The 21,764-nt window shown below is 73.5% G+C and carries 20 protein-coding genes and 1 pseudogene; 9 read left to right on the forward strand and 12 right to left on the reverse strand.

Features of this window, described 5'->3' with window-relative positions:
- Positions 1 to 10 precede the first annotated feature (10 nt).
- The 3 genes from pqqC to HS99_RS03370 all read right to left on the reverse strand — a co-directional run bounded on the left by pqqC (position 11) and on the right by HS99_RS03370 (position 1,812).
- Positions 11 to 733, reverse strand: coding sequence for a pyrroloquinoline-quinone synthase PqqC (gene pqqC, locus HS99_RS03360; protein WP_030550448.1), 723 nt, complete (start codon positions 731 to 733; stop codon positions 11 to 13).
- A 96-nt stretch (positions 734 to 829) separates the two neighbouring features.
- Positions 830 to 1,045, reverse strand: coding sequence for a hypothetical protein (locus HS99_RS03365; protein WP_030279441.1), 216 nt, complete (start codon positions 1,043 to 1,045; stop codon positions 830 to 832).
- A gap of 86 nt (positions 1,046 to 1,131) precedes the next feature.
- Positions 1,132 to 1,812: a PAS domain S-box protein gene (locus HS99_RS03370; RefSeq protein WP_046387026.1), complete on the reverse strand. Its 681-nt coding sequence runs from the start codon at positions 1,810 to 1,812 to the stop codon at positions 1,132 to 1,134.
- A 165-nt stretch (positions 1,813 to 1,977) separates the two neighbouring features.
- On the opposite strand from HS99_RS03370, the gene HS99_RS03375 reads away from it, so the two are divergent.
- The gene (locus tag HS99_RS03375) at positions 1,978 to 5,202 is read left to right on the forward strand and encodes a bifunctional cytochrome P450/NADPH--P450 reductase (RefSeq protein WP_030550450.1); all 3,225 of its coding nucleotides are present in this window, start codon (positions 1,978 to 1,980) and stop codon (positions 5,200 to 5,202) included.
- Between the two features lie 171 nt (positions 5,203 to 5,373).
- On the opposite strand, the pseudogene HS99_RS48325 reads toward HS99_RS03375, so the two are convergent.
- The 3 genes and pseudogenes from HS99_RS48325 to HS99_RS03390 all read right to left on the reverse strand — a co-directional run bounded on the left by HS99_RS48325 (position 5,374) and on the right by HS99_RS03390 (position 8,050).
- Positions 5,374 to 6,541 (reverse strand): annotated as a pseudogene (locus HS99_RS48325) (damage-control phosphatase ARMT1 family protein).
- Positions 6,542 to 6,897: 356 nt separating this feature from the next.
- Positions 6,898 to 7,440 (reverse strand): GNAT family N-acetyltransferase, encoded by a 543-nt coding sequence (locus HS99_RS03385; RefSeq protein WP_030279452.1) that lies wholly within the window; start codon positions 7,438 to 7,440, stop codon positions 6,898 to 6,900.
- Between the two features lie 16 nt (positions 7,441 to 7,456).
- A complete protein-coding gene (locus HS99_RS03390; protein ID WP_030279454.1) occupies positions 7,457 to 8,050 on the reverse strand; it encodes a hypothetical protein in 594 nt (197 codons plus the stop codon).
- A 271-nt stretch (positions 8,051 to 8,321) separates the two neighbouring features.
- Here HS99_RS03390 and HS99_RS03395 point away from each other — a divergent pair, with 271 nt between their 5' ends.
- A complete protein-coding gene (locus HS99_RS03395) occupies positions 8,322 to 9,353 on the forward strand; it encodes an NAD(P)-dependent oxidoreductase (protein WP_234344512.1) in 1,032 nt (343 codons plus the stop codon).
- 5 nt (positions 9,354 to 9,358) lie between these two features.
- On the opposite strand, the gene HS99_RS44540 is transcribed toward HS99_RS03395, so the two are convergent.
- Positions 9,359 to 9,520 (reverse strand): hypothetical protein, encoded by a 162-nt coding sequence (locus tag HS99_RS44540; RefSeq protein WP_157881807.1) that lies wholly within the window; start codon positions 9,518 to 9,520, stop codon positions 9,359 to 9,361.
- A gap of 111 nt (positions 9,521 to 9,631) precedes the next feature.
- On the opposite strand from HS99_RS44540, the gene HS99_RS03400 reads away from it, so the two are divergent.
- The 4 genes from HS99_RS03400 to HS99_RS03415 all read left to right on the forward strand — a co-directional run bounded on the left by HS99_RS03400 (position 9,632) and on the right by HS99_RS03415 (position 13,413).
- Positions 9,632 to 10,531, forward strand: coding sequence for an aldo/keto reductase (locus HS99_RS03400; RefSeq protein ID WP_030279458.1), 900 nt, complete (start codon positions 9,632 to 9,634; stop codon positions 10,529 to 10,531).
- 366 nt (positions 10,532 to 10,897) lie between these two features.
- Positions 10,898 to 12,073: a macrolide family glycosyltransferase gene (locus tag HS99_RS03405; RefSeq protein WP_232790665.1), complete on the forward strand. Its 1,176-nt coding sequence runs from the start codon at positions 10,898 to 10,900 to the stop codon at positions 12,071 to 12,073.
- A 304-nt stretch (positions 12,074 to 12,377) separates the two neighbouring features.
- The gene (locus HS99_RS03410) at positions 12,378 to 13,076 is read left to right on the forward strand and encodes a ribonuclease H family protein (protein WP_030279462.1); all 699 of its coding nucleotides are present in this window, start codon (positions 12,378 to 12,380) and stop codon (positions 13,074 to 13,076) included.
- Between the two features lie 103 nt (positions 13,077 to 13,179).
- Complete coding sequence (locus tag HS99_RS03415) at positions 13,180 to 13,413, forward strand: hypothetical protein (RefSeq protein WP_030279464.1); 234 nt, start codon at positions 13,180 to 13,182, stop codon at positions 13,411 to 13,413.
- A 76-nt stretch (positions 13,414 to 13,489) separates the two neighbouring features.
- Here the strand turns inward: HS99_RS03415 and HS99_RS03420 are convergent, their stop codons facing one another.
- The 5 genes from HS99_RS03420 to HS99_RS03440 all read right to left on the reverse strand — a co-directional run bounded on the left by HS99_RS03420 (position 13,490) and on the right by HS99_RS03440 (position 17,494).
- Entirely contained in the window at positions 13,490 to 14,875 is a 1,386-nt protein-coding gene (locus HS99_RS03420) for a hypothetical protein (RefSeq protein WP_043480383.1), read from the reverse strand.
- A gap of 134 nt (positions 14,876 to 15,009) precedes the next feature.
- Positions 15,010 to 15,729: a carbohydrate ABC transporter permease gene (locus HS99_RS03425; protein ID WP_078938684.1), complete on the reverse strand. Its 720-nt coding sequence runs from the start codon at positions 15,727 to 15,729 to the stop codon at positions 15,010 to 15,012.
- Between the two features lie 150 nt (positions 15,730 to 15,879).
- Entirely contained in the window at positions 15,880 to 16,152 is a 273-nt protein-coding gene (locus HS99_RS03430; RefSeq protein WP_030550458.1) for an ABC transporter permease family protein, read from the reverse strand.
- The gene (locus HS99_RS03435; protein WP_030550459.1) at positions 16,143 to 16,445 is read right to left on the reverse strand and encodes a hypothetical protein; all 303 of its coding nucleotides are present in this window, start codon (positions 16,443 to 16,445) and stop codon (positions 16,143 to 16,145) included. Before HS99_RS03435 ends, HS99_RS03430 begins: the two co-directional genes overlap by 10 nt.
- 56 nt (positions 16,446 to 16,501) lie before the next feature.
- Positions 16,502 to 17,494, reverse strand: coding sequence for a LacI family DNA-binding transcriptional regulator (locus tag HS99_RS03440; RefSeq protein WP_305953094.1), 993 nt, complete (start codon positions 17,492 to 17,494; stop codon positions 16,502 to 16,504).
- Positions 17,495 to 17,660: 166 nt separating this feature from the next.
- Between HS99_RS03440 and HS99_RS03445 the strand changes: the two genes are divergently transcribed.
- The 3 genes from HS99_RS03445 (at position 17,661) to HS99_RS03455 (ending at position 21,751) form a co-directional block, all read left to right on the forward strand.
- Positions 17,661 to 19,754, forward strand: a complete 2,094-nt coding sequence (locus HS99_RS03445) for an amylo-alpha-1,6-glucosidase (protein WP_030550461.1) — start codon at positions 17,661 to 17,663, stop codon at positions 19,752 to 19,754.
- Positions 19,755 to 20,069: 315 nt separating this feature from the next.
- Positions 20,070 to 20,843, forward strand: a complete 774-nt coding sequence (locus HS99_RS46195; protein WP_030550464.1) for a hypothetical protein — start codon at positions 20,070 to 20,072, stop codon at positions 20,841 to 20,843.
- Between the two features lie 197 nt (positions 20,844 to 21,040).
- On the forward strand, positions 21,041 to 21,751 hold the full coding sequence (locus HS99_RS03455) for a hypothetical protein (protein ID WP_050367068.1): 711 nt from the start codon (positions 21,041 to 21,043) through the stop codon (positions 21,749 to 21,751).
- Positions 21,752 to 21,764 lie beyond the last annotated feature (13 nt).

The following is a 21,764-nucleotide window of genomic DNA, read 5'->3' on the forward strand; positions in this document are numbered from 1 at the left end:
CGGGCCGGGACTAGGCGGCGTTTTCAGGGCCGCTTTCGGTGGTGCCTTCGGAAGCGTGTTCGATTGCGTCGAGCATGGACCAGAGGACGTCGCACTTGAACGACAGCGCGGCGAGGGCGGCGTCCTGCTCCGCCCGCGTCGCGCAGTGGGCGATGACCAGGCCCAGGGCGTGCTCGGCGTCGGCAGCGGCGACCGGCGGTCGGTCCGTGAAGTAGCCGTGGCCGGAGGGGGCGATCCAGGTGTAGTGGGTCTTGATGGCGTCGAGCCGACGGCGCATCAGGTCCGGGGAGAACAGCTCGGTCAGCGAGGCGGCGACGGACTCGGTCCACGGCCGGGTACGGGCGAAGTCCACGTACGCGTCGGTGGCGAAGCGGACCCCGGGCAGCAGCAGGCTCCCGTCCAGCACGGCGGTCCGCTCGAGCCCGGCGGCCTCGGCGAGCCTGAGCCACTCCTCGTGACCGCCCTGACCGTCGGCCGCGCCGTCCTGGTAGACGATCCGCTCGGTCCAGCGCCGCCGCACCTCCGCCACCGGGCAGTTGGCGATCACAGCCGCGTCCTTCTGCGGCAGACGGGCCTGGTAGTACCAGCGGTTCGCGATCCAGAGCCGGAGCTGATCGGCGGTCAGCTCGCCCTCGTGGAGCCTGAGGTGGAAGGGGTGGTGGTGCCAGTACTTCTCGGCGTAGGCGTGCAGATCCGCAGTGAACTGTGCGGGGGTCCGCGCTGGGGAGGTCATGCGGCACAGCTTCGTTCACGCACGGTTACTTTTCAATCACCGGGCGCGTCTGTGCCGCCCTCCCGCGGCTCGGGGGAGAGCTGCTGCCGGCGGGCTCTAGGCGATGCCCTGCCCGTCGATGTCCGCCCCCCACTCGTCCTCGCCGGTGGCGCCCACGCAGTAGCCGCCGCCTTGGACGGTGCCGCCGTTATTCTGGCACTGCTCGGCGGTGACGTCGCGGGGAAGGGCCCGGGCCGGGGCGGAGCCGGCGAGGACGAGCACGGCGGTGGCGGCGAACAGGACGGCCAGGCGGGCCAGCGATGAAGTGATCATGTGCCTCACGACAGCACGCGCCCGCGGCGGCGGCGAGCCGGACGCGTCCGTTCGCGGGCCACGGTCCATTCGCAGTTCACGGCCCGTCAGTGCGGACGGGCCGGTTCCGGGGGCCAGGTGCCGGCGGCGAGAACGCCGAGCGCGTAGGCACGGGCGACCAGGGCGGTGCGGTTGGGGAGGTGCCAGCGGCGGGAGAGCCGGGAGAGGTGGTAGTTGACGCCGTCCGCGGTGAGGCCGACCTCCTTGGCGATCCGGGCGGTGGTGGCGCCCCGGGCGGCCGCGGCGAGGATGCGGGCCTCGATCGGACTGACCTCGGCGCCCGGTCCGGGCTGTCGGGGGACGGACGGGGCGGCGGGCTCGGCGAGGGTGCGCAGCGAGATCAGCAGGTTCGGGGTCTCCTCCGCGGAGTCGCTGATCAGCTCGACGGTCATCTCGCCCTGCCGTTCGCGGCCGTCGGCGGGCGTCCAGGAGACCCTGGCCGGGTACTGGGAGCGGCGGTGCAGGCGGACGGCCTCGGTGAGCGCCTGCAGGGTGGCGCGGTCGTGGAGGGTGAAGAACTCCAGGATCCGCCGGTGGCGCAACTGGCCGGGCAGCAGGCCGAACTCGGCGGCCATCGCGCGGTTGACGATCAGGATCCGGCCGCCGTACTCGCACACGGCGATGGGCAGCGGCACGTGGTCCATGAGCCGCAGGGCGCGGTTGCGCCAGATCACCGCCGGGTCCTGCCTGGTCACCGGCGCGGGGCGGCGGCCCTCGATCGGTCGCATGCGTCGTTCTCCTCCTGTCGCACCGGGCCGCAACCGGTGGGGCGTAGGCAAGTCTCCGGACGGTGCGAGCACTACACAATCATGTAGTGATCACTGTCGGGCGGTGGTCCCGGGGGCTCAGAGTGGAGGAACCGAGAAGTTTTCCGCCGTGGGAGGGACCCACCGATGACCGACACCACGACCGAAGCCATGACCAGGGCCAGGACCGGCACCGGGGCCACCACCGATGGCCCGGCCGTTCCCCTCGTGGACATCTCCGCGCTGCCGCCGGCCAGCGTCCCCGTGCTGCGGAGCATGGAGCTGGCCAGAGAGCACGGCCCGGCCTTCGTCCAGCGCCTGCACGGCCGGGAGGTGCTGATGGTCAGCAGCTTGGAACTGGTCGAGGAACTGGCCGACGAGGAACGCTTCACCAAGGCGGTCGGCCCGGCGCTGGAGAACGTCCGCGAGTTCACCGGGGACGGCCTGTTCACCGCCTACAACGACGAGCCGAACTGGGCCAGGGCGCACGACATCCTGATGCCCGCGTTCGCGCTCGGCTCGATGCGCACCTACCACCCGGTGATGCTGAAGGTCGCCCGCCGGGTGATCGAGGCCTGGGACCGCCGCTCGGCGGCCGGACTGACGGTCGACGTGCCCGGCGACATGACCCGGATGACCCTGGACACCATCGGACTGGCCGGGTTCGGCTTCGACTTCGGCTCCTTCGAGCGGGACGAGCCGCACCCCTTCGTCGAGGCGATGGTGCGCTGCCTGGACTGGGCGATGACCAGGCTGACCCGCAACCCGGCGCTCGACCACGAGGAGCGCGACGCGGCCTTCCGCCGGGACGCCGACTACCTGGCCGGCGTGGTGGACGAGGTGATCGCCGCCCGGGTACGCGGCGGTGCCGAGGACGGCCCGGCCGAGGACCTGCTCGGCCTGATGCTCGGCGCGGTCCACCCCGTCGACGGCACCCGGCTGGACATCGCGAACATCCGCAACCAGGTGATCACCTTCCTGATCGCCGGCCACGAGACCACCTCGGGCGCGCTGTCCTTCGCGCTGCACTACCTCTCCAAGCACCCCTCCGAACTCCGCCGCGTCCAGGAGGAGGTGGACGCGCTCTGGGGCGACCAGGCCGACCCGGAGCCCTCGTACGAGGACGTCGGCCGGCTGCGCCACACCCGCCAGGTGCTCAACGAGGCGCTGCGGCTGTGGCCGACGGCGCCCCAGTTCAGCCGGGAGGCGCGGGCGGAGACCCTGCTCGGCGGGCGGATCCCGGTCCGTCCGGGAATGCCGATCTTCGTGCTGACCCCGATGCTGCACCGCGACCGCGCCTGGGGCGACAACACGGAGCTGTTCGACTCCTCCCGGTTCGACCCCGAGTGCGAGGCGGCCCGCTCGCCGCACGCGTTCAAGCCCTTCGGCACCGGCGAACGCGCCTGCATCGGAAGGCAGTTCGCGCTGCACGAGGCGACCATGCTGCTGGGCATGCTGGTCCACCGCTACCGGCTGATCGACCACGCCGACTACCGGCTGACCCTCAAGCAGACGCTCACCATCAAGCCCGACGGCTTCACCCTCGCTCTCGCACCGCGCACCCCCGCGCCGCCGGTCCGGCACGTCCAGCCGGTCCCGCCGGTGCAGGACGTGCGCGCCGCCGAGGGCTCCGAGCGCCCCGGCCGGGTCCGCCAGGGCACCGGCCTGCTGCTCCTGCACGGCTCCAACTACGGCGCCTGCCGCGACTTCAGCCGCCAACTCGCCGACGTCGCCGCCGAACTGGGCTGCGACACCGAGACCGCCCCGCTGGACGCGTACGCCGACGGCCTGCCCACCGACCGCCCGGTGGTGATCACCGCCGCCTCGTACAACGGCCAACCGACCGACGACGCGGCCGAGTTCGTCCGCCGCCTGGCCGACGCCCCGGACGGCGCCGCCGACGGCGTCCAGTACGCGGTGCTCGGCATCGGCGACCGCACCTACGCCGCCACCTACCAGCGCATCCCCACCCTGATCGACGACCGGCTCGCCGCCCTCGGCGGCACCCGGCTGCTCGCCCGCGCCGCCGCCGACGCCTCCGGCGATCTGGTCGGTACGGTAAGGGAGTTCACCGAGGCGCTGGCCGACCTCCTGCTGGCGCGCCACGGCGACGCCGAGGCCGCGGCCGCCCCGCGGGAGGAGGCCGCGTACACCGTCACCGAGCTGACCGGCGGCCCGCTGCACGCGCTCGCCGCCCGGCACGGCATGAGCGAACTCACCGTCACCGCCGTCGGCAGTCTGACCGACCCCGACTACCACCGGGTCAAGCGGTTCGTCCGCCTCGCCCTGCCCGCGGGCGCCGACTACCGGACGGCCGACCACCTGACCGTGCTCCCCGCCAACGACCCGGTGCTGGTCGAGCGCGCCGCCAAGCTGCTCGGCGCCGACCTCGACACGGTGCTCGGCATCGTTGCCCACCGGCGCACCGGCCTCGCCGTCGACCGCCCCCTGACCGTACGGGAACTGCTCACCCGCCACGTCGAGCTGCAGGACCGCCCCACGGCGGAGCAGCGCGCCGCGCTGGCCGCGCTCAACCCCTGCCCGCCCGAGCAGGCCGCGCTGCGGGCGCTCCCCGCGGACGACCCGCGAACCCTGCTCGACCTGGTCGAGGACTTCCCGGCCCTGCGGGAGGCGCTCAGCTGGCCGGTGCTGCTGGAGCTGCTGCCGCCGATCCGGCCCCGCCACTACTCGATCTCCTCCTCGCCCGCCGGCGCCGTGCCGGCGGCCGGGGGCGCGCGGGAGGTCGACCTGATGGTCTCGGTGCTCAGCGCCCCGGCGCGCTCCGGCCGGGGCACCTTCCGGGGCACCGGCTCCGGCTACCTCGACCGGGTGGGCGTCGGCGACACCGTACTGGCCCGGGTCCAGCCGTGCCGGGAGGCGTTCCGGATCGGACACCGCACCCCGGTGATCATGATCGCCGCCGGGACCGGCCTGGCGCCCTTCCGCGGCGCCGTCGCCGACCGCCGAGCGCTGCTCGCCTCGCCCACCGCGAGTACGGAGCTCGCTCCCGCCCTGCTGTACTTCGGCTGCGACGCCCCGGAGGCGGACTACCTGCACCGGGCCGAGCTGGAGGAGGCCGAACGGGCCGGCGCGGTCTCGATGCGGCCCGCCTTCAGCCAGCAGCCCGAGGACGGGCGGCGTTTCGTCCAGGACCGCATCGCGGCCGAGGCCTCGGAGGTATGGGCGCTGCTGGAGGCCGGGGCCGAGGTGTACGTGTGCGGAGACGGCGCCCGGATGGCGCCTGGTGTGCGGGAGGCCTTCCGGGCGCTCTACCGGGAGCGCACTCCGGGGGCCGACGAGCAGCGGGCGCAGGAGTGGCTGCAGGGCCTGATCGAGGCCGGGCGCTACGTGGAGGACGTGTACGCGGGCTGAGAGCCGGGCCGTTGGGTGCCCGGCCGTTGGGTGCCCGGCCGGTTGGGAGTCAGGCCGCTGAACCACAGCCGTCCGCCCGCTGCTCCGGTCGAGCAGCCGGCGGACGGCCGGTGCGTCAGTCGTGACCCACCTGCCCGGGCACCCGGGCGACGGGGCGCCCGACGGCGGACCCTACGGCCGGGGCCGGACCTGGATGACGGCGTGGCGGCCGCTGACGCGCCACGCCGTGCCGGTGCCGTCGAGCCGGGCGACGGTGTCGGCGTCCAGGCCGACGACCACGTCCGACTTCAGCGTCCGCAGGGCGGCGACGCTCGACGGGAAGTGCCCCGCCGCCTCGGCGAAGGGGGTGGTCGGGGGCCAGAGCCGGTCGCCGACCAGGCGGCGGTAGTTGAGGTCGCCCTTGAGGATCGTCACTGCCGCGCCCGCGAGTTCGGTCCGGAGGTCGGCGGGCAGGTCGTGGTACGGCAGCGGCGCGCAGAAGAACGGATGGGTGCGGATCACGAGCGTGCCGCGGTTCAGCGCCCGCCACAGCCGGCCGCCGACGGCCCCGGCCGCCGCTGACGGCGCGGTGCGCAGCCGCTCGACCGAGGCGAGGACGTCGGCCGTCGTCGCGTCCGACACGTAGTACGGCTGGGGCTTCACGTAGAGGGCGACCTCGGCGGCCCGGCCGTCGGCCAGGAGGTGGTCGATCAGCACGAGGTCCGGCAGCAGCTCCCGGCCCGCGTTGTCCGCGACGAGGCAGACCAGCCCTCCGCGAGCCCGCTCCAGCTCCGGACCGGAGCAGCGCGCTGTCGTCGGCGAGCAGGTCGGAGAAGGCGGCGCCGCCGGGACCGGCGGTGAGCTGGAAGCCGAGGTCCGCCCGGTTGCCCCAGAGCGCGGAGGACAGCAGCGCGTCTTCCCGTTGGGGCTTCGGCAGGTCGTCGAGCCGGTCGAGCGCCGCCAGCTCCTCGTCCACGGCCGTACCGGCCAGTTCGGCGTTCTTGAACGGCGCGAACGGGTCGATGCCCTGCCAGGCGCCCGGCCCGAAGTACCCGGTGGCCTCGAGCAGCCGGCGGTAGAAGTAGCTCTCCGCCCACAGGAACGGCGCCTCGCCCCAGGGACTGCCCCACACGGGCCCGCCCCACTCCCGCCATTGGGCGGCGTCCGGGGTGTCCTCCTCCGGCGGCTCCAGGAGGCCGGTGGTGCTCTCCAGCAGCAGCCGCTCGACCGCCGCCCGCTCGGCCGGGCCGTACGGCAGGGCGTCGAGGAGCCGCCGGACCAGCTCGGGGTGGCGCTCGTGGAAGACGGCCCAGGGGAAGGAACCGGGGACGTCACTGCGGATCACGGGGGCGTTCGGCACGGTCGGGCCTCTCGGCGGGAGCTGCTGGCTGGGCCGAGGTCTCGGTCGCCGTCGGCTGCAGCCGAGACTAGACGATCACCGGAACGGGGGCGGCGGGCGGAGGAAGGCCCGAGAAAAAAAGTGTTATCCGCCCACCTGTCGAGCGGTCTCCTGGGCGTGGGAACGAACGCACCAGGCTGCGGCAGAGGGTGCGCGGTCGGCATGCGGGGTTCGAGATGGGGCGCTCCGCGCGGGGACGGAAGTCTCCGGCCCGCGTTCGTTCCCACGGCGCCAGGCCGGATCGTCCCGTCCGTCCGGCGTCGCCCGGCGGTCCGCACGCATTCCCCCACGGCGGCGGACCGCCGGGCCGCTCCTCCTCAGCTGCGCCGGAGCCGCCAGATCTGCTCCTCGCCGGTCTCCGCCGGGGCGAGCGCCTCGGCGGGGCGGCGCCGGTACTCGGTGAAGCCGAGTCGGGCCGGCACGGCGGCGCTGGCGAGGTTCGCCGGGTCGTGCATGATCTCCACGAAGTCCACGCCGGGGAGGCGGAAGGCCTGTTCGGCCAGAGCCCGGGCCGTCCGGGTGGCGATGCCGCGACCGGTGGCGGCGGGGTGCAGCCAGTAGCCGATCTCCCGGCCGTTCTCCTCGGTGTCATCGCGGCGGAACAGCCCGCAGGCGCCGACGATCGCGCCGTCCAGCAGGATCGCGTACGTGAAGTCCTGCCCGCTCTCCCACAGCTCCGGCCGCTCCGCCAGGAACGCGGTGGTCTTGGCCTCACTGTGCTCGGCGACCCATGGCATCCAGGGCCGCAGGTGCTCCAGCGACTCCTCGATGACCCGGAAGAACTCGGGGAAGTCCGCTTCGCCGCGGAAACGGCGCAGCGTCACCTCGTCCAGGGCGATTTCCTGCTCTACTGGCTCCATCCAGGGAGGATGTCCGTCACCCGGCCGCCGGCGCAACGGGATAACGGCGCCTCCGCAGCAGGTGGAGCAGTGCGCCGAGGCCGGCCGCGGCGCCGGAGACGACGAGCAGGGAGGCGTCGGCGAGGCCGACCATCGCGAGGTCGAACCGGGGGTTCTCGGCCTCCGCGGTGAACTCCGGGCGCACCAGGCCGTCCGGGTCCTCGGTGACACTGACCCGCTCGCCCGCCGTGTCACCGCTCCCGCAGGCGACGGACCGGGTGCGCCCCGGGGCGTCGTCGTACCGCACCTCGCAGGTGTAGCTGGTGCCCTTGCCGTGCGTCACCGTGATGTCGGTGACAGTGCCCGGGTGGGCCGTGCCGCGCATGGACAGCACGGTGGCCTGGACGGTGTTCATGCTCATCAGCGGGACGGCGATCATCGGAGCGACCGCCAGAAGCAGTGCCGCGACCTGCAGCGCCCTGATTCGGCAGAGGCACGCCGTGGCGTAGATCAGCCCGGTCGCCCCGGTCAGGGCCAGCGCGACGGAGGGCAGCACGAACCACGCGCCGAACGCGCCGAGCGCCCCGCCGAGCGGAAGCAGCACGGCGGCGGCCGGGATCCACAGTGCCATCAGCAGCGGCCGCCGAGGCCACGGCGTGCTGTCCTCCCCGGACCTCCGGGGTCGGCCGCCCCGGCCGCGTCGCTGCCCCGGCCGGGACGTCTCGTAGTGCGTCATGGCGGGAGATCCTGCCAGGCCGGACCGGGGGTGGGCGGTGGAGGGGGAGGACCCTTTGCCGGGCCGGGCGGCTTGTGGAGGTCAGGGGCAGGAGTGGTGGAAATTCCCGATGTACAGTGCTGATTCCGGCCAGGTAGGGGGCGTGGAAGGGATGCGGATCCTGTTGTTGGACGCAGCTCCGGGGGAGCTGCTCGATCGCGAGCTGGAGCGCCTGGTCGGGTACGGGCTGGCCGTCACGTTGAACCTGCGGCGGGTGGAGGACCGACCGGGGGTGGTTCAACGGTGGGCGGGTCGGGTCGAGTTCACCGACGTGGACCTGTTCGCCGAGGCGGCGCTGATCGAGGAGGTGCTACGGGACGGGCAGGGGTACCACGCCCTCAAGTCCCGCGCGGGTGCCCCGCTGCGCGCCGCGCTGCTCGCGGCCGGGACCGACCGCGGGCTGGCCCACCGGCTGAGGGTGATCGGACGGGCCGGGGCGGGCACCGACCATGTCGACCTGGCCGCCGCCGCCCGGCACGGCGTCACCGTCACCCACACGCCCGGCTCCAACGCGAACGCCGTCGCGGAGTTCACCCTCGCCCAACTGCTCACCCTGACCCGCAACCTCGGCGCGTACAACGAGGCCGCGCACCAGGGCCGTTGGAGCGCGCCGAAGGCCCCGGCCGTCGAGCTGTCCGACCTCACCCTGGGCATCGTCGGCATGGGGCGCATCGGGCTGGCGCTGGCGGAGCGGGCCACGGCGCTGGGCATGACCGTCCAGGGCCACGCGCGGCGCCCCACGCCCGCGCCGGTGCCCCGGGTCGAAACCCTCGACGCCCTGCTGGCCACCAGCGACGTGGTGTCGCTGCACCTCCCGCTCACCCCGGACACCGCGGGGCTGATCGGCCGGGCGGAACTCGCCCTGATGCGGCCCGGGTCGATCCTGCTGAACACCTCCCGGGGCGGCATCGTCGACGAACAGGCCCTGGCCGACGCCCTGCGCGACCCGGCCCGGCCACCGGCCGCCGCCGCCGTCGACACCTTCGCCCACGAGCACGCCGCCTTCGCCTCACCGCTCTCCGGCCTGCCCAACGCCCTGCTCACCCCGCACGTCGCCGGGATGACCAGGACCGCCATGGCCGAGGCGGCCCTGCGCTGCGCCGACCACGTCGCGGCCCTGCTCGTCGGGCGCCCGGACGGCGTGCCGGTGGTGGCCTGACGACGTTACGGGGCGGCCGCCCGCATCGGCGTCACCGTCGCCCGGTCGGCCGGGAAGAAGGTCTCGACGGTGACCGCGCCCCCGAAGGCTTCGACGCCGCCGCGCACCAGTAGCTTCCGGCCTGCGGGGCAGCGCATCCACGACAGGTCCAACGGCTGGGCGGTCACGGTTCGTTCCCGCTGGGAATGTGACGCTTCGCCCAGCCCGTTGACCTGTCGCAAGCCCGCTGACCCGCCCATACTCCGGAACCTCACGAACCACCGAGGCGGAGGAGCACGATGAGCACAGCAGCAGCGTCGGAAGCGGGAACCTGGAAGCTCGGGGACCTGGAGGTGAACCGCATCGGGTACGGGGCGATGCGGCTGACCGGCAACGGCATGATGGGCAACTCCGACGGCACGCCGATCGACCGCGACGCCGCGGTGCGATTGCTGCACAGCGCCTTCGAGCAGGGGGTCGACCACGTCGACACGGCCTCGTTCTACTTCTCGCCGCTGCGATCCGCGAACGAGCTGATCAACCGGGCCCTGGCGTCCTGGAACGGCGACGTGGTGGTGGTGACCAAGGTCGGTCCGGGGCGCGACCCCTCCGGAGAGTGGCTCACCATGGCCCGTCCGGACCAGCTGCGCGGTCAGGTCGAGGAGAACCTGCGCCAGCTCGGCCGGGACCACCTCGACGTGGTGAACCTGCGCCGCAACGGCCCCGGGACGGCCTCGATCGCCGAACACTTCGGCGCCCTCGCCGAGCTGCGCGAAGCGGGCCTGATCCGGCACCTCGGGATCTCCAACGTCAGGCCGGAGCACCTGGCCGAGGCCCGGGCGATCGCGCCCGTGGTCTGCGTGCAGAACTCCTACGGCCTGGACTGGCGCCGCGCGGACGAGAGCGGAATGGTGGACCTGTGCCGGGAGCAGGGCGTCGCGTTCGTCCCGTACTTCGCCATCGCCGGACGGCGGCGCGAGGCGCCCGCCGTACGGGAGCGGGACGCGCGGGTGCACACGGTCGCCCGTGCCCACGGCGCGACACCCGCTCAGGTGCGGCTCGCCTGGACGCTCCACCGCGGCCCGCACGTGCTGGCGATCCCCGGCACCACCAGCCCCGGCCATCTCGCCCAGAACATCGCCGCCGGTGCCCTCCGTCTCACCGAGGAGGAACTGGCCCTCCTGGACCGGCAGGTGTGAGGCCGGGGCGGGCACGGACGACGAGGAACGGGGCGCGGCACGCGAAACGCCCCGGGCAGCGCGCCGCGCGGCCTGGACGACCGGCCCGGAGAAGACCCGGATCGAGACCCAACTGGCGTGCCGGGAGGCCTCAGTGGCAACCGCTTCGCGGCGCTCGCGCATGAAGCGGAGGTACGCGTCCTCGTCCGCCCAGAGGCCGAGCAGCAGCGCCCGGTCGTCCGTCGGCGACCCGCCGCCCACCTGCCCGACCAGCCCGGGCCGGTCCGCGATCGCCGGAGGTGGTGATGGCCCTCGGGCCGACGGCGTAGGACCGGTGGCGGCGAAAACCGGTGGCGCCGCCCGAGCGCTCCTGGCAGGGTGCCGGTCGTGCTCGGAAGAAACCTGCTCTTCGTGACGCTGACCGGCCACGGGCACATCAACCCGATGCTGCCGCTGGTCGAGGAACTCGTACGGCGCGGGCACCAGGTGGTGTACGCGACCGAGGCCGCCCACGCCGCCACCGTCACCGGCGCCGGTGCGCGCTGGCTGGAGCTGCCGTCGCCGCCGCCGTTCACCCCGCCGTCGACGTTCGGGCCGGAGGCCGTGGCGGGCTGGTTGCGGCACTACTTCGCCGCGCTGAGCGGTACCTACCCCGTACTGCGGAGGCACTGCCTGTCGGAGCCGGTGGACGCGGTCTGCTACGACACGACGAACTGGCCGGGCCGGATCGCCGCCCGGAGCCTGGGCATCCCCGGGGTGCAGTGCTTCCCCCACCTCGCCTCGAACGAGAAGTACTCGCTGGACCGGCAGTTGACCGCGGGGATCGACGCCGATGGTCCGGAGTTCGTCGCGCTCGCCGCCGACTGCGCGGCCTTCTCCCGCGAGTACGGCGTCCCGCTCGGCGTCGCCGACACCATGACGGTGGCGGACGGGCTCAATCTGGTCTTCGTCCCACGGGAATTCCAGCCGGCCGCCGACAGCTTCGACGAGCGCTTCCACTTCGTCGGCCCGTCGCTGGAGTCGCGCGAGCGGTCCGAGTCGTGGTCGCCGCGCGATCCGGACGCGCCGCTGCTGTACGTCTCGCTGGGCACCGTGGTCGACGGTCACGCGGACTTCTACCGGGCCTGCGTGGCCGCCGTCGCCGACCGGCCGTGGCAGGTGGCAGTGAGCGTGGGCGGTGCGCCGCGCTCCGCGCTGGGGGCCGTACCCGGTCGGGTTGAGGTGCGGTCGTGGTTCCCGCAGCTGGCGGTGCTCCGCCGGGCCGCCGCGTTCGTGTCGCACGCCGGGATGAACTCGGTGATGGAGGCACTGACCTACGGGGTCGGCATCGTCGCCGTCCCGCGGACACCCGAGCAGGCCGCCAATGCAGGGCGTCTGGCGGAGCTCGGGCTGGGAGTGCGCCTGGACGCGGAAGCGGCGGGCGCCGGGGAACTGCGGGCGGCGATCGACCGGGTCGCCTCGGACCCGGCGGTGCGCGCCGCCCTCGCCGAGATGCGCCGGGCCATCCGGCGGGGTGGGGGAGCGGCCCGGGGCGCCGACCTGGTGGAGGGATACCTCCGGTAGCGCCTGCCAGGTGGCGCCGAGCGGGGGCAGGCGGTCCAGGATGCGTTCCATCCCGCTGATCCAGTTGGCCTCCGGAGCGACCTGTTCGACGTCGCCGTCGAGCAGGCACTGGGCGATCCGTTCGTGCTCCTCGGCGGCGCGTTCTCGTGGTCGGCGATGACGGCCCGGCGCGGGAGAACTACGACCCGCTGACCGGCCGGGGCCGCAACTCCACCGACTTCAGCTGGTCCGCCGCACTGCTGCTCCCGCTGCTGCGCCTCTGACCACTTTGGCGACCGGCCGCTTGACCAGGCATGATCGGGGCATGGTCGAACGAGTCATTGCAGCGTGTGACGGAGCAGCCAAGGGCAACCCGGGTCCGGCGGCCTGGGCCTACGTGGTGGCGGACGGCGCCGGGGTGCCCCAGCGCTGGGAGGCCGGGCCGCTCGGGCACAGCACCAACAACATCGGCGAGCTGACGGCGCTTCAGCAGCTGCTGTCCGCCACCGACCCGGCGATCCCGCTGGAGGTGCGGCTCGACAGCACCTACACCCGCGACTCGGTCACCAAGTGGCTCAAGGGCTGGAAGCGCAACGGCTGGAAGACGGCGGCGGGCAAGCCGGTGGCCAACCGGGAGCTGATCCAGCGGATCGACGAACTCCTGGAGGGCCGGGACGTCACCTTCGTCTACGTCCCCGCCCACCAGGTGGACGGCGACCCGCTGAACGCCATCGCCGACAAGGCCGCCAGCGACGCCGCCCGCACCCAGCAGGCCGCCGCCGGGACGGCCGCCGACCTGCCGGTGCCCGACCCGGCCGCGGCCGCGAAGGCACCGAAGGCCCCCAAGGCGCGCAGCACCGGTTCCGCCGCCACGGGCGCCGCCAAGCGCAGCAGCGGCTCGCGCACCCTGAACGCCCGCTTCCCCGGGACCTGCCCGTGCAGCCGCCCGTACGCCAAGGGCGACAAGATCACCAAGGTGGGCAGCAGTTGGGGCCACCCGGAGTGCGCCACCGCCCACGCCTGAGTCGCACGCCTGAGCCCCGTGCCTGAACCCGGGCACGCGGACGCCGCCGCCTGAGTACCCGTACTCAGGCGGCGGCCGCGCGTGGCGGTGGACGATACCGATCATGAAGAAGAACGGGCAGGACCGCCGGAAGGCCGTGCGGATCGGGATGCTCACGGCGGCCGCCGGGGCGATGGTGCTCGGCACGGCCGTCCACGACGCCCTCGCCCTGCCGCCGGGCAGCGCCGTCGTGGTGGACGCCCCGGCGGACCACAGCCTCCGACCGGAGTTCACCGACGGCCACCGCAACCACCTGCGCCACGGCCTGGTCGAGTTGCCCGCCGGACCGCCTGGGTGAGCGGAGCCGCACGAACACGACCGGCCGACCGCGGGGGCGGTCGGCCGGTCGAGTGGGCAGGGACGTCAGGAGGGGATCACTTCTCCTGCGCCATGGCCTTGATGTCCTCGAAGCTCATGCCGACCTTGTTGAGGGCACGGGCCTGGTTCTCCGGCATGCCGAGGGCGGTCAGCTCCTTGACCTGGGCGTCGGTCAGCGGAGCCGCGTCGGTGCTGAACGGCGGGACGGCGCCCGGCTCGGCACCGTCGCCGAGGCCGGGGCCCTCGCCGCCGGCGGCCACCATGAAGAAGGTCTTCATGAGGTCCTCTGCGGTCATCTTGTTCGGCACGGGCGACGGGGCCTCGACCTTGGGGGCGTCCTGGCTGAAGGTCAGCTTCACCGGGAAGTTGACGCCCGGCTCGACCTTCTTCGCCAGCTGCGCCAGGTCGAAGGTGGCCGAGGAGAGCGAGCCGTCCTTGAGGTAGAGGTCGGCGCCGACCTGGCGGTCCGGGACGCCGGTCGGGGCCTCGGTCGGGAACTTCTTGAACTGCTGGGGGAACTTGGCGGAGAGCGGCTTGAGGGCCTTGTACAGCTCGTCCACGGCCTGGCGGGCCGGGGCGCTCATCCAGATGTGCTCGGTGCCGTCCTTCTTGCCCTTGTCCTCGAAGGTGACCGTGCGGTTGAAGACGTCCTTCAGCGAGTTGAAGAGCTCCTGGCCGACCTGCGGATCGACCGAGGGCACCGCCTCCGGCTTGCCGCCCTTGGCACCGTCGTCCTTCTTGGCCGCGTCGGCGAGCTCCTGGAGGTCGATGGACGTCCAGTTGCCGCTCAGCAGGCTCTTGGCGGGGGCCATGTCGGACGGGAGGCCCTTGGCGAGGTCGTCGACCTCGGCCGCGTCCTGACCGGTGAGCTTCAGGACGCTCTTCAGGTCGATCTGCAGGTACCCCTTGGCGTCGACCTGGCGGTACTCCAGGAGCGGGGTGCCCTTCTTGTCGGCGATGCGGTAGGAGACCCGCACCGACTTGTCGAGCGTGACGTCCTTCTGGTTCTTCTGGTCCGTGGCGGCCGCGTTCTTGAAGGCCTCGACGTCCTTGAGCGGCTTGTCGGCCGAGATCGCCACGGATATGGAGAGGCCGGACAGGCCCCTGGCGCTCTTCTCGTCGGCGGCCTCGTCGCCGGTGGCCTTGCTGAAGGCGACGATCTGCTCGGGGGTGGCGTCCACGGAGAGCGTGAAGCCGGCCGACCTGCCGTCACCGATCCTGCCGAAGGCCTTGGAGACCTTCTGACCGGCCGAGATCTGCTCGGCGGTACCGCAGGCGGTGAGGCCGGCGGCGAGGACGGAAGCGGTGACCGCGACGGGCAGCGCACCGCGCGCGGCCTTGCGGATGGCGGTGTTGATGGTGCATCTCCTGTGTGACAGGGCCTGATCGAACGACGTCAGGCCGACCCTCCCCTGCGGCGAAGTGCACCGCAGCGCATACACATGGCAGCACAGTATCAGCAAGGATGCACACGATTTTTTGACCCCGGCTTTAACGGATGAGGCCGAGAACACCACCCTGTGGCCGGGTTTCGTCCCCTGACCCGACGGCAGGGCCGCCCGCTACCCTCGGACGACTACCCCTTGGACGACCCTGAGTTGGCCCCGCGCACGAAGTGACGCTGGAAGAGGAGGAACAGCACCGCCACCGGCGCGGTGGACACCAGCGCCGCCGCCAGCTTGAGCGGGTACTGGGTCCCGGAGCCCAGGCCGCCGGAGACGAAGTGCGCCAGCCCGGTGGTCAGGGTGTCGTGCTCGCTGGACTGGGTGGAGACCAGGAAGGGGGTGAACTCGTTCCAGGAGCCCTGGAAGAAGAGCACGGTGAGGGTGATCAGGGACGGCCGGGACATCGGCAGCACGACCGACCAGAAGATCCGGAACGTCCCGGCGCCGTCGATCCGCGCCGCCTCCTCGATCTCGCGCGGCACCGACTCGAAGAACTGCTTCATGATGAAGACCCCGGCGGCGTCGACCAGCAGCGGCAGGACCATCCCGCCGTAGGTGTCGAGCATCCCGAAGCTCTTCAGCACCAGGAACTTCGGGATCAGCAGCACCACGCCCGGCACCGCCCTCACCGCCAGCACGAAGCCGAACAGCAGCCGCCGGCCGGGGAAGCGGATCCGGGCCAGGGCGTAGCCCGCCATCGAGTCGAACAACACCCGCCCCGCGGTGACCAGGACCGTCACCAGCACGCTGTTGCCCAGCCAGCTCAGGAACGGGACGTTCTCCACGCCCCGCGCGAGCCCGAACAGCCGCCGGTAGGAGTCGAGGGTGCCGCCGTCCGGCAGCAGGGCCATCGGGTGGGCGGCCGCGTCCGGGTCGGTCTTGAAGCTGCGAAGCCGAGCAGGGCGGCGTACCCGAGGACGCGCAGGGGGCGGGGGAAGCGGCCGAGCACGGGCTCGTCCGGGCCGGAGCTGTGGTCGGCCCTGCCCGGGTCGGAGTCGTGGTCAACGTGCCGCACGGCGGGCTCCCTTCGGGTGCCGCCGCGGCTTGCCGTCCCGTTCCCGCAGGACGAACCGCTGCACGGCGGTGAGCAGCAGGATCAGGCCGAGCAGGACGAACGCGATGGCGGCGCCCTGCCCGTAGTCGGCGTTGTCGAAGCCGGCCGAGTAGGAGAGGTAGGCAGGGGTGAGGGTCGTGTTGCCGGGTGCGCCGCGACCCATCACGTAGATCTGGTCGAAGACCTGCCAGGTGGATATCAGGCCGAGCGTCAGCACCATGAACAGGACGGGCCGCAGCGCGGGCAGCGTGACGTGGCGCAGCAGTTGGCGGCGATTGGCTCGCCGTTGCGCTGGAGGGCGGCCAGGATGGCCCAGTCGGCGGTGGCGGCCTTGACCGCGGCGGTCTCGGCCTCGCCGGAGGTGGCGATCAGCGCGGTGAGGTTCTGGTTCGCGCCGGAGGACTGCTTGGCCGAGGGGTCTCCGAAGCCGCCGGAGGAGGAGCAGCCGGTGACCGCGCCGAGGGCGAGGGCCGCGCAGACGGCGGCCGCGGCGAGGTTGCGGGAGGTGGCCATGCGAGATCTCCCTGCGAGGGGTGGGGTGGCGGCGGGGAACCTTCGGGGGAGTGGCGTCACACGCTTTCGCGGAGGACCAACTCCGGTTCCAGCAGGATGTGTTCGGTGGGCCGGTCGCGGTCGCCGAGGCGGTCCAGCAGCAGCCGCATGCAGGTGCGGCCGACCGCGTCGAGCGGCTGGGCGAGGCTGGACAGCGAGGGGAACAGCAGCGGGGCGATCGGGGAGTCGTCGAAGCCGATGACGGCGGCCTCCGGGCCGGGGCCGCGGCCGGCCCGGCGCAGCGCCCGGTACCAGCCGAGGGCGAGGGTGTCGCTGGCGGCGACGACGGCGGTGGCGCCGGTGGCGAGCAGTTTCTCGGCGGCCTCGGTGGCCTGCTCGGGGTCGTCCGGGCTGGCGACCCGGCGGCCCCGGGTGGGCAGGCCCAGTTCGCGCATCGCGCTCTGCCAGCCGCGGGCGCGGTCGTCGCCGACGCCGGAGCCCTTGGGCCAGCCGAGGAAGCCGATCCGGCGGTGGCCGAGCCCGGCGAGGTGGCGGACGGCCGCGGAGGTGCCGGCGGCGCCGTCCACGTCGACCCAGTCGCCGACGTCCTTGCCGGACCAGGTGCGGCCGAAGGCGACGAACGGGACGCCCCGTTCGTGCAGCCAGCCCTGGCGGCGGTCGCCGCGGTCGGTGCCGCTGAGCACGAAGCCGTCCGCGCCGTGCTCGTCCAGCAGCTGCTGGTAGCTGGTGAGTTCGTCGTCCCCCGGGGCGACGGCGAACAGCACCACCCGGTAGCCGGCCCGGTCGGCGGCCTCGGAGAGTGAGTGGAGGAACTGGTCGAGGACCGGGGTGGGGACGCGGGTGCTGCTGGAGCGGATGCCGTAGCCGATGAGCCGGCTGGCCCGGGTCTTGAGCGCCTGCGCGGCCCGGTGGGGGCGGTAGCCGAGTTCGTCGATGGCGTGCCGGACCCGCTCCAGCGTCTGCGGGCGCAGCAGTTCGGGTGAGTTGATCGCGTTGGACACCGTCTGACGGCCCACGCCGGCCCGGGCGGCGACCATTTCGAGGGTCACGGCGGGCCCCGTCCTCGGCCTGGGCGATGAGTGTGGATGCATGACGGTGATCCTAGGTTCTGTCGTCATCGAGCTGGTTTTGGAGCGTTCCACGCGGGGGTTCCATCAATTCCATCAGGGGAGTTAACGTCTTGGAACGCTCCAACGGCAGAAAGGTTGCGCCCGAGTGGAAGCAACTGTCAAGACCCGCCCCGAGAACGAGGAGACCATGTCAGCGACCGAGTTGCAGCCCTTCCTGCACGACGCCCGGCTCTCCCTGGCCACCCCCAGCTTCTGCGCCGCCCGCCCCGACGGCCGGATCGCCGAGGGCGCCGACGGCTTCTACCACGGCGACCGCCGGGTCCTCTCCCGCCTGGAGGTCGGCGCCCCCGGCGTCCCCAACGCGCCCGTCGCCACCGCCGACGGCGCCGACGGGCACACGGCCTTCGTCACCGTGCTGCGCGGCCTCGCCGAAAGCACCGCCGACCCGGCCACCACCCTGGAACGCCGCCGCGAACTCCACCCCGGCCGCCTGGTCGAGCGCTACACCGTCCGCAACGCCGGCGCCCGCACCGCCCGACTGCGCCTGGAGGTCCGCGCCGAGAGCGACTTCGCCGCGATGGACACCGTCAAGGCCGGCCGCACCGGGGCCCCGGCCGTCCCCGAGGCCGAACCGGACGGCCTGCGCTGGAGCCTCGGCCCGCTCACCGCCGTCCTCACCCTCACCCCGGCGCCCGACCACCTCGACCCCGCCACCGGCACCCTCCGCTACGACCTCGAACTCGCCCCCGGCCAGAGCTGGCAGGCCGCCCTGGAGTGCACCGCCGACCACCGCGACGGCGACCTCTTCCCCGCCGCCCACGCCACCCCCTGGACCGAGCCGAGGATCACCGGCCGCGACCACGCCCTCGCCCGCTGGACCGCCCGCTCCCACCAGGACCTGCGCGGCCTGCTGCTCACCGACCCGCTGCGCCCCGCCGACACCTTCTTCGCCGCCGGAGCGCCCTGGTTCCTCACCCTCTTCGGCCGGGACTCGCTCTGGGCGGCCCGGATGCTGCTCCCGCTCGGCACCGACCTCGCCGCCGGCACCCTGCGCACCCTGGCCCGCCGTCAGGGCCGCGCCGTCGACCCGGCCAGCGAGGAGCAGCCCGGCAAGATCCTGCACGAGGTCCGCCGCGCCGAACAGCACCTCGACACCGGCTCCCACCTGCCGCCCAGCTACTACGGCACCGCCGACGCCACCCCGCTGTGGCTCGTCCTGCTGCACGACGCCTGGCGCTGGGGCCTGCCCGCCGACCAGGTCGAGGAACTGCTGCCCAACGCGGAGGCCGCGCTCGACTGGCTGGAGCGGTACGCCGATGCGGACGGCGACGGCTTCCTGGAGTACGTCGACAGCACCTGCCGCGGCCTGTCCAACCAGCGCTGGAAGGACTCCTCGGACGGCATCCGGTTCCGCGACGGCCGGATCGCCGAGGCCCCGATCGCGCTCAGCGAGGTCCAGGCCTACGCCCACGAAGCGGCCGTCAGGACCGCCGACCTGCTGGAGGCCTTCGGCCGCCCCGGCGCCGCCCACTGGCGCCGGTGGGCGCGGGACCTCCGGCAGCGCTTCCGCGACCGCTTCTGGACCGAGGACGCCGACGGCCGGTACCCGGTGGTCGCCCTCGACCGGGACAAGCGCCCGGTCGACTCGATCGCCTCCAACCTCGGCCACCTGCTCGGCACCGGCCTGCTCGACGAGACGGAGAGCGCCCTGGTCGCGGGGCGGCTCACCGCCCCCGGAATGGACAGCGGCTTCGGCCTGCGCACCCTGGACGCGGCCACCGCCGGCTTCAACCCGCTGGGCTACCACACCGGTTCGGTCTGGCCGCACGACACCGCCGTCGCCGTGCACGGCCTGGCCCGGGCCGGACTGCACGACGCCGCCGCGCCGCTGGCCGCCGGGCTGGTGCGCGCCGCCGCCGCATTCGACCACCGGCTGCCCGAACTCTTCGGCGGGTATCCGCGAGACCGGTACGCTCGCCCCGTCCCGTACCCGGCCTCCTGCCGCCCCCAGGCCTGGGCGGCCGCGTCCGCCGTCCTCGTCCTCCAGGCACTGCTGGGGCTGGAGGCGGACGCTCCCAACCGCCGTCTGCGGGTGCGCGACCGGCTCCCGGCCGGATACGAGTCGCTGCGGATCGACGGGCTGACGGTGGCCGGCCTGCCGATCGAGGTGGAGACCGACCACACCGGCGCCGTCCGGATGAGGGCGCCGGAGGGCTTCGACGTCACCGCCGTCCGCTGAGCCGCGGGGTCGCTGAGTCGCTGAGCCGCTGAGCCACGGAGTCGCTGACCCGGGGCGGCCGGGAGAGGCTGCGGACTTCCGCGGACGGCCGGGGGCGGTGACGAACGGCGCCGAACGGGGGCGCCGAACGCCCGCCGCCCAGGTCGCCCTTGGACGGTCCGTGTGCCGACCCGCCCCGGCCGGGCGACGGCCGGGCGGGGCCGCCGGGGCCCACCGGGACGGGGGTGTTCGAAGTGTCATCACCACCTGCTAACCTCAGCCGATTTCCCGCCGCACCGAGTCGGCGGACAAGACGGGGTAAGAGGTACAGAAGACATGGCATTCCTCCGGGCCAAGCAGAAGGCCCAGGTCATCGAGAAGCTCTCGCAGGTGGCGCCTCCCGGTGAGACCTTCATCGCCTGCGTGCACGCGGAGAGCGGGCCCAGTCCGTGGCTCGCCGCGGCGCTCGGTGAGATTCCGCTCGTCGGCCTGATCATCGTGCTGACCCGCAGGTACTACTTCCTGACGCTCACCAACAGCCACGTGGTGATCAACTCGGCCAACCGCTGGAACAACCGCCCCGGCGACGTCGTCGCGGCCTTCCCGCGGCACGCCTTCCCGGTCAACCGGGTCAAGCGGGCGAGCATCTGGAGCTCGATGTACATCCAGATGCCGGGCAACAGCAGCCCGACGCGCCTGAACATCCACCGCATCTGGCGCGCCGAGATGGACCAGCTGAGCGCCGCCTTCCCGCCCGGGTCGATCGACCCGAGCTCGCAGCCGTTCGACACCCCGCAGGGCCAGGGCTACCCGATGCCGGGCCAGCCGATGCCGGGCCAGCCGATGCCGGGCCAGCCGGGCATCCCCTCGCAGCAGGGCTTCGGCGCGCCGCAGGGCCAGCCGTACCCGCCGCAGCAGCCGTACCCGGCCGCGCACGCGGCCCCGCAGGGCCAGCCGTACCCGGCGCCCCAGGCCTACCCGCCGGCCCAGCCCTACCCGCCGCAGCCGGGCGCCCAGGTGCCGCCGCAGGGCCAGCCGTACCCGCCGCAGGTTCCGAACGTGCCCTACCCGGGCCAGCCGGGTCAGCAGGGCTACCCGGGGCAGCGCTGACCGCGCCGTCCAGGGCGTGATCGGATAGAACGCCCGAGCCCCGGCTCCCCACCAGGGGAGCCGGGGCCGACGTCTTTCCGGTCACTCTCGGTGACTGTTCGGTGGTCGTACGTGGCCCCACCGGGCTCGGCGCGCTGGCAGGGGCGGACTCTGCCACGCTGGGAGGGAAGCTACCTCGACCGAGGAGGCCCGCACCGATGTCCGCGCAGAAGCCCGGGCCGTCCGGACGGCGGGCCCGCGTTGCCGCGCTCCGGGCGGCGGAGGTCCGGCACGCGCGGGCCCGGCGGTGGCTGAGGGTCGGCCTGATCGGCCTGCTCGTGCTCGTCGTGATCGGCGGGATCGCCGTCGTGATCGCCACCAACCAGGACTCCACCGCCCCCAGCGGCGTCCCGGCGCACCCGAGGACCACCGCCGCGGGCCGTACCACCCCGCCGCCCTGGGACGCCCCCGCCGACGTCGCCGCGGCCGTCAAGGCGGCCGGCCTGCCGATGCTCGGCGCCGAGGGCACGGCCCTGCACATCCACGCCCACCTCGACGTCTACGCCGACGGGCACGCCGTGACGGTGCCCGCGCTGGTCGGCATCGACGAGAGTGCCCAGAAGATCAGCCCGCTGCACACCCACGACACCACCGGCGTCATCCACGTCGAGTCGCCGGTGAGCGCCGACTTCACCCTGGGCCAGTTCCTGACCGAATGGCAGGTCTCCGCCTCCGCCGACCACCTCGGCGGCCTGCGCACCGACGCGACCCACACCCTGACCGCGTACGTCGACGGCAAGGCGGTGGGTGGCGACCCGGCGGCGATCCCGCTCAACGCCCACGACGAGATCGCCCTGGTCTACGGCACGGCCGCCGAGAACGCCGCTGTTTCCGTGCCGAGCAGCTACAACTGGCCGAGCGGGCTCTGACGGCAGCCGGGGC

The sequence above is a fragment of the Kitasatospora aureofaciens genome, assembly GCF_001188955.3.
Lineage (GTDB): Bacteria > Actinomycetota > Actinomycetes > Streptomycetales > Streptomycetaceae > Kitasatospora > Kitasatospora aureofaciens.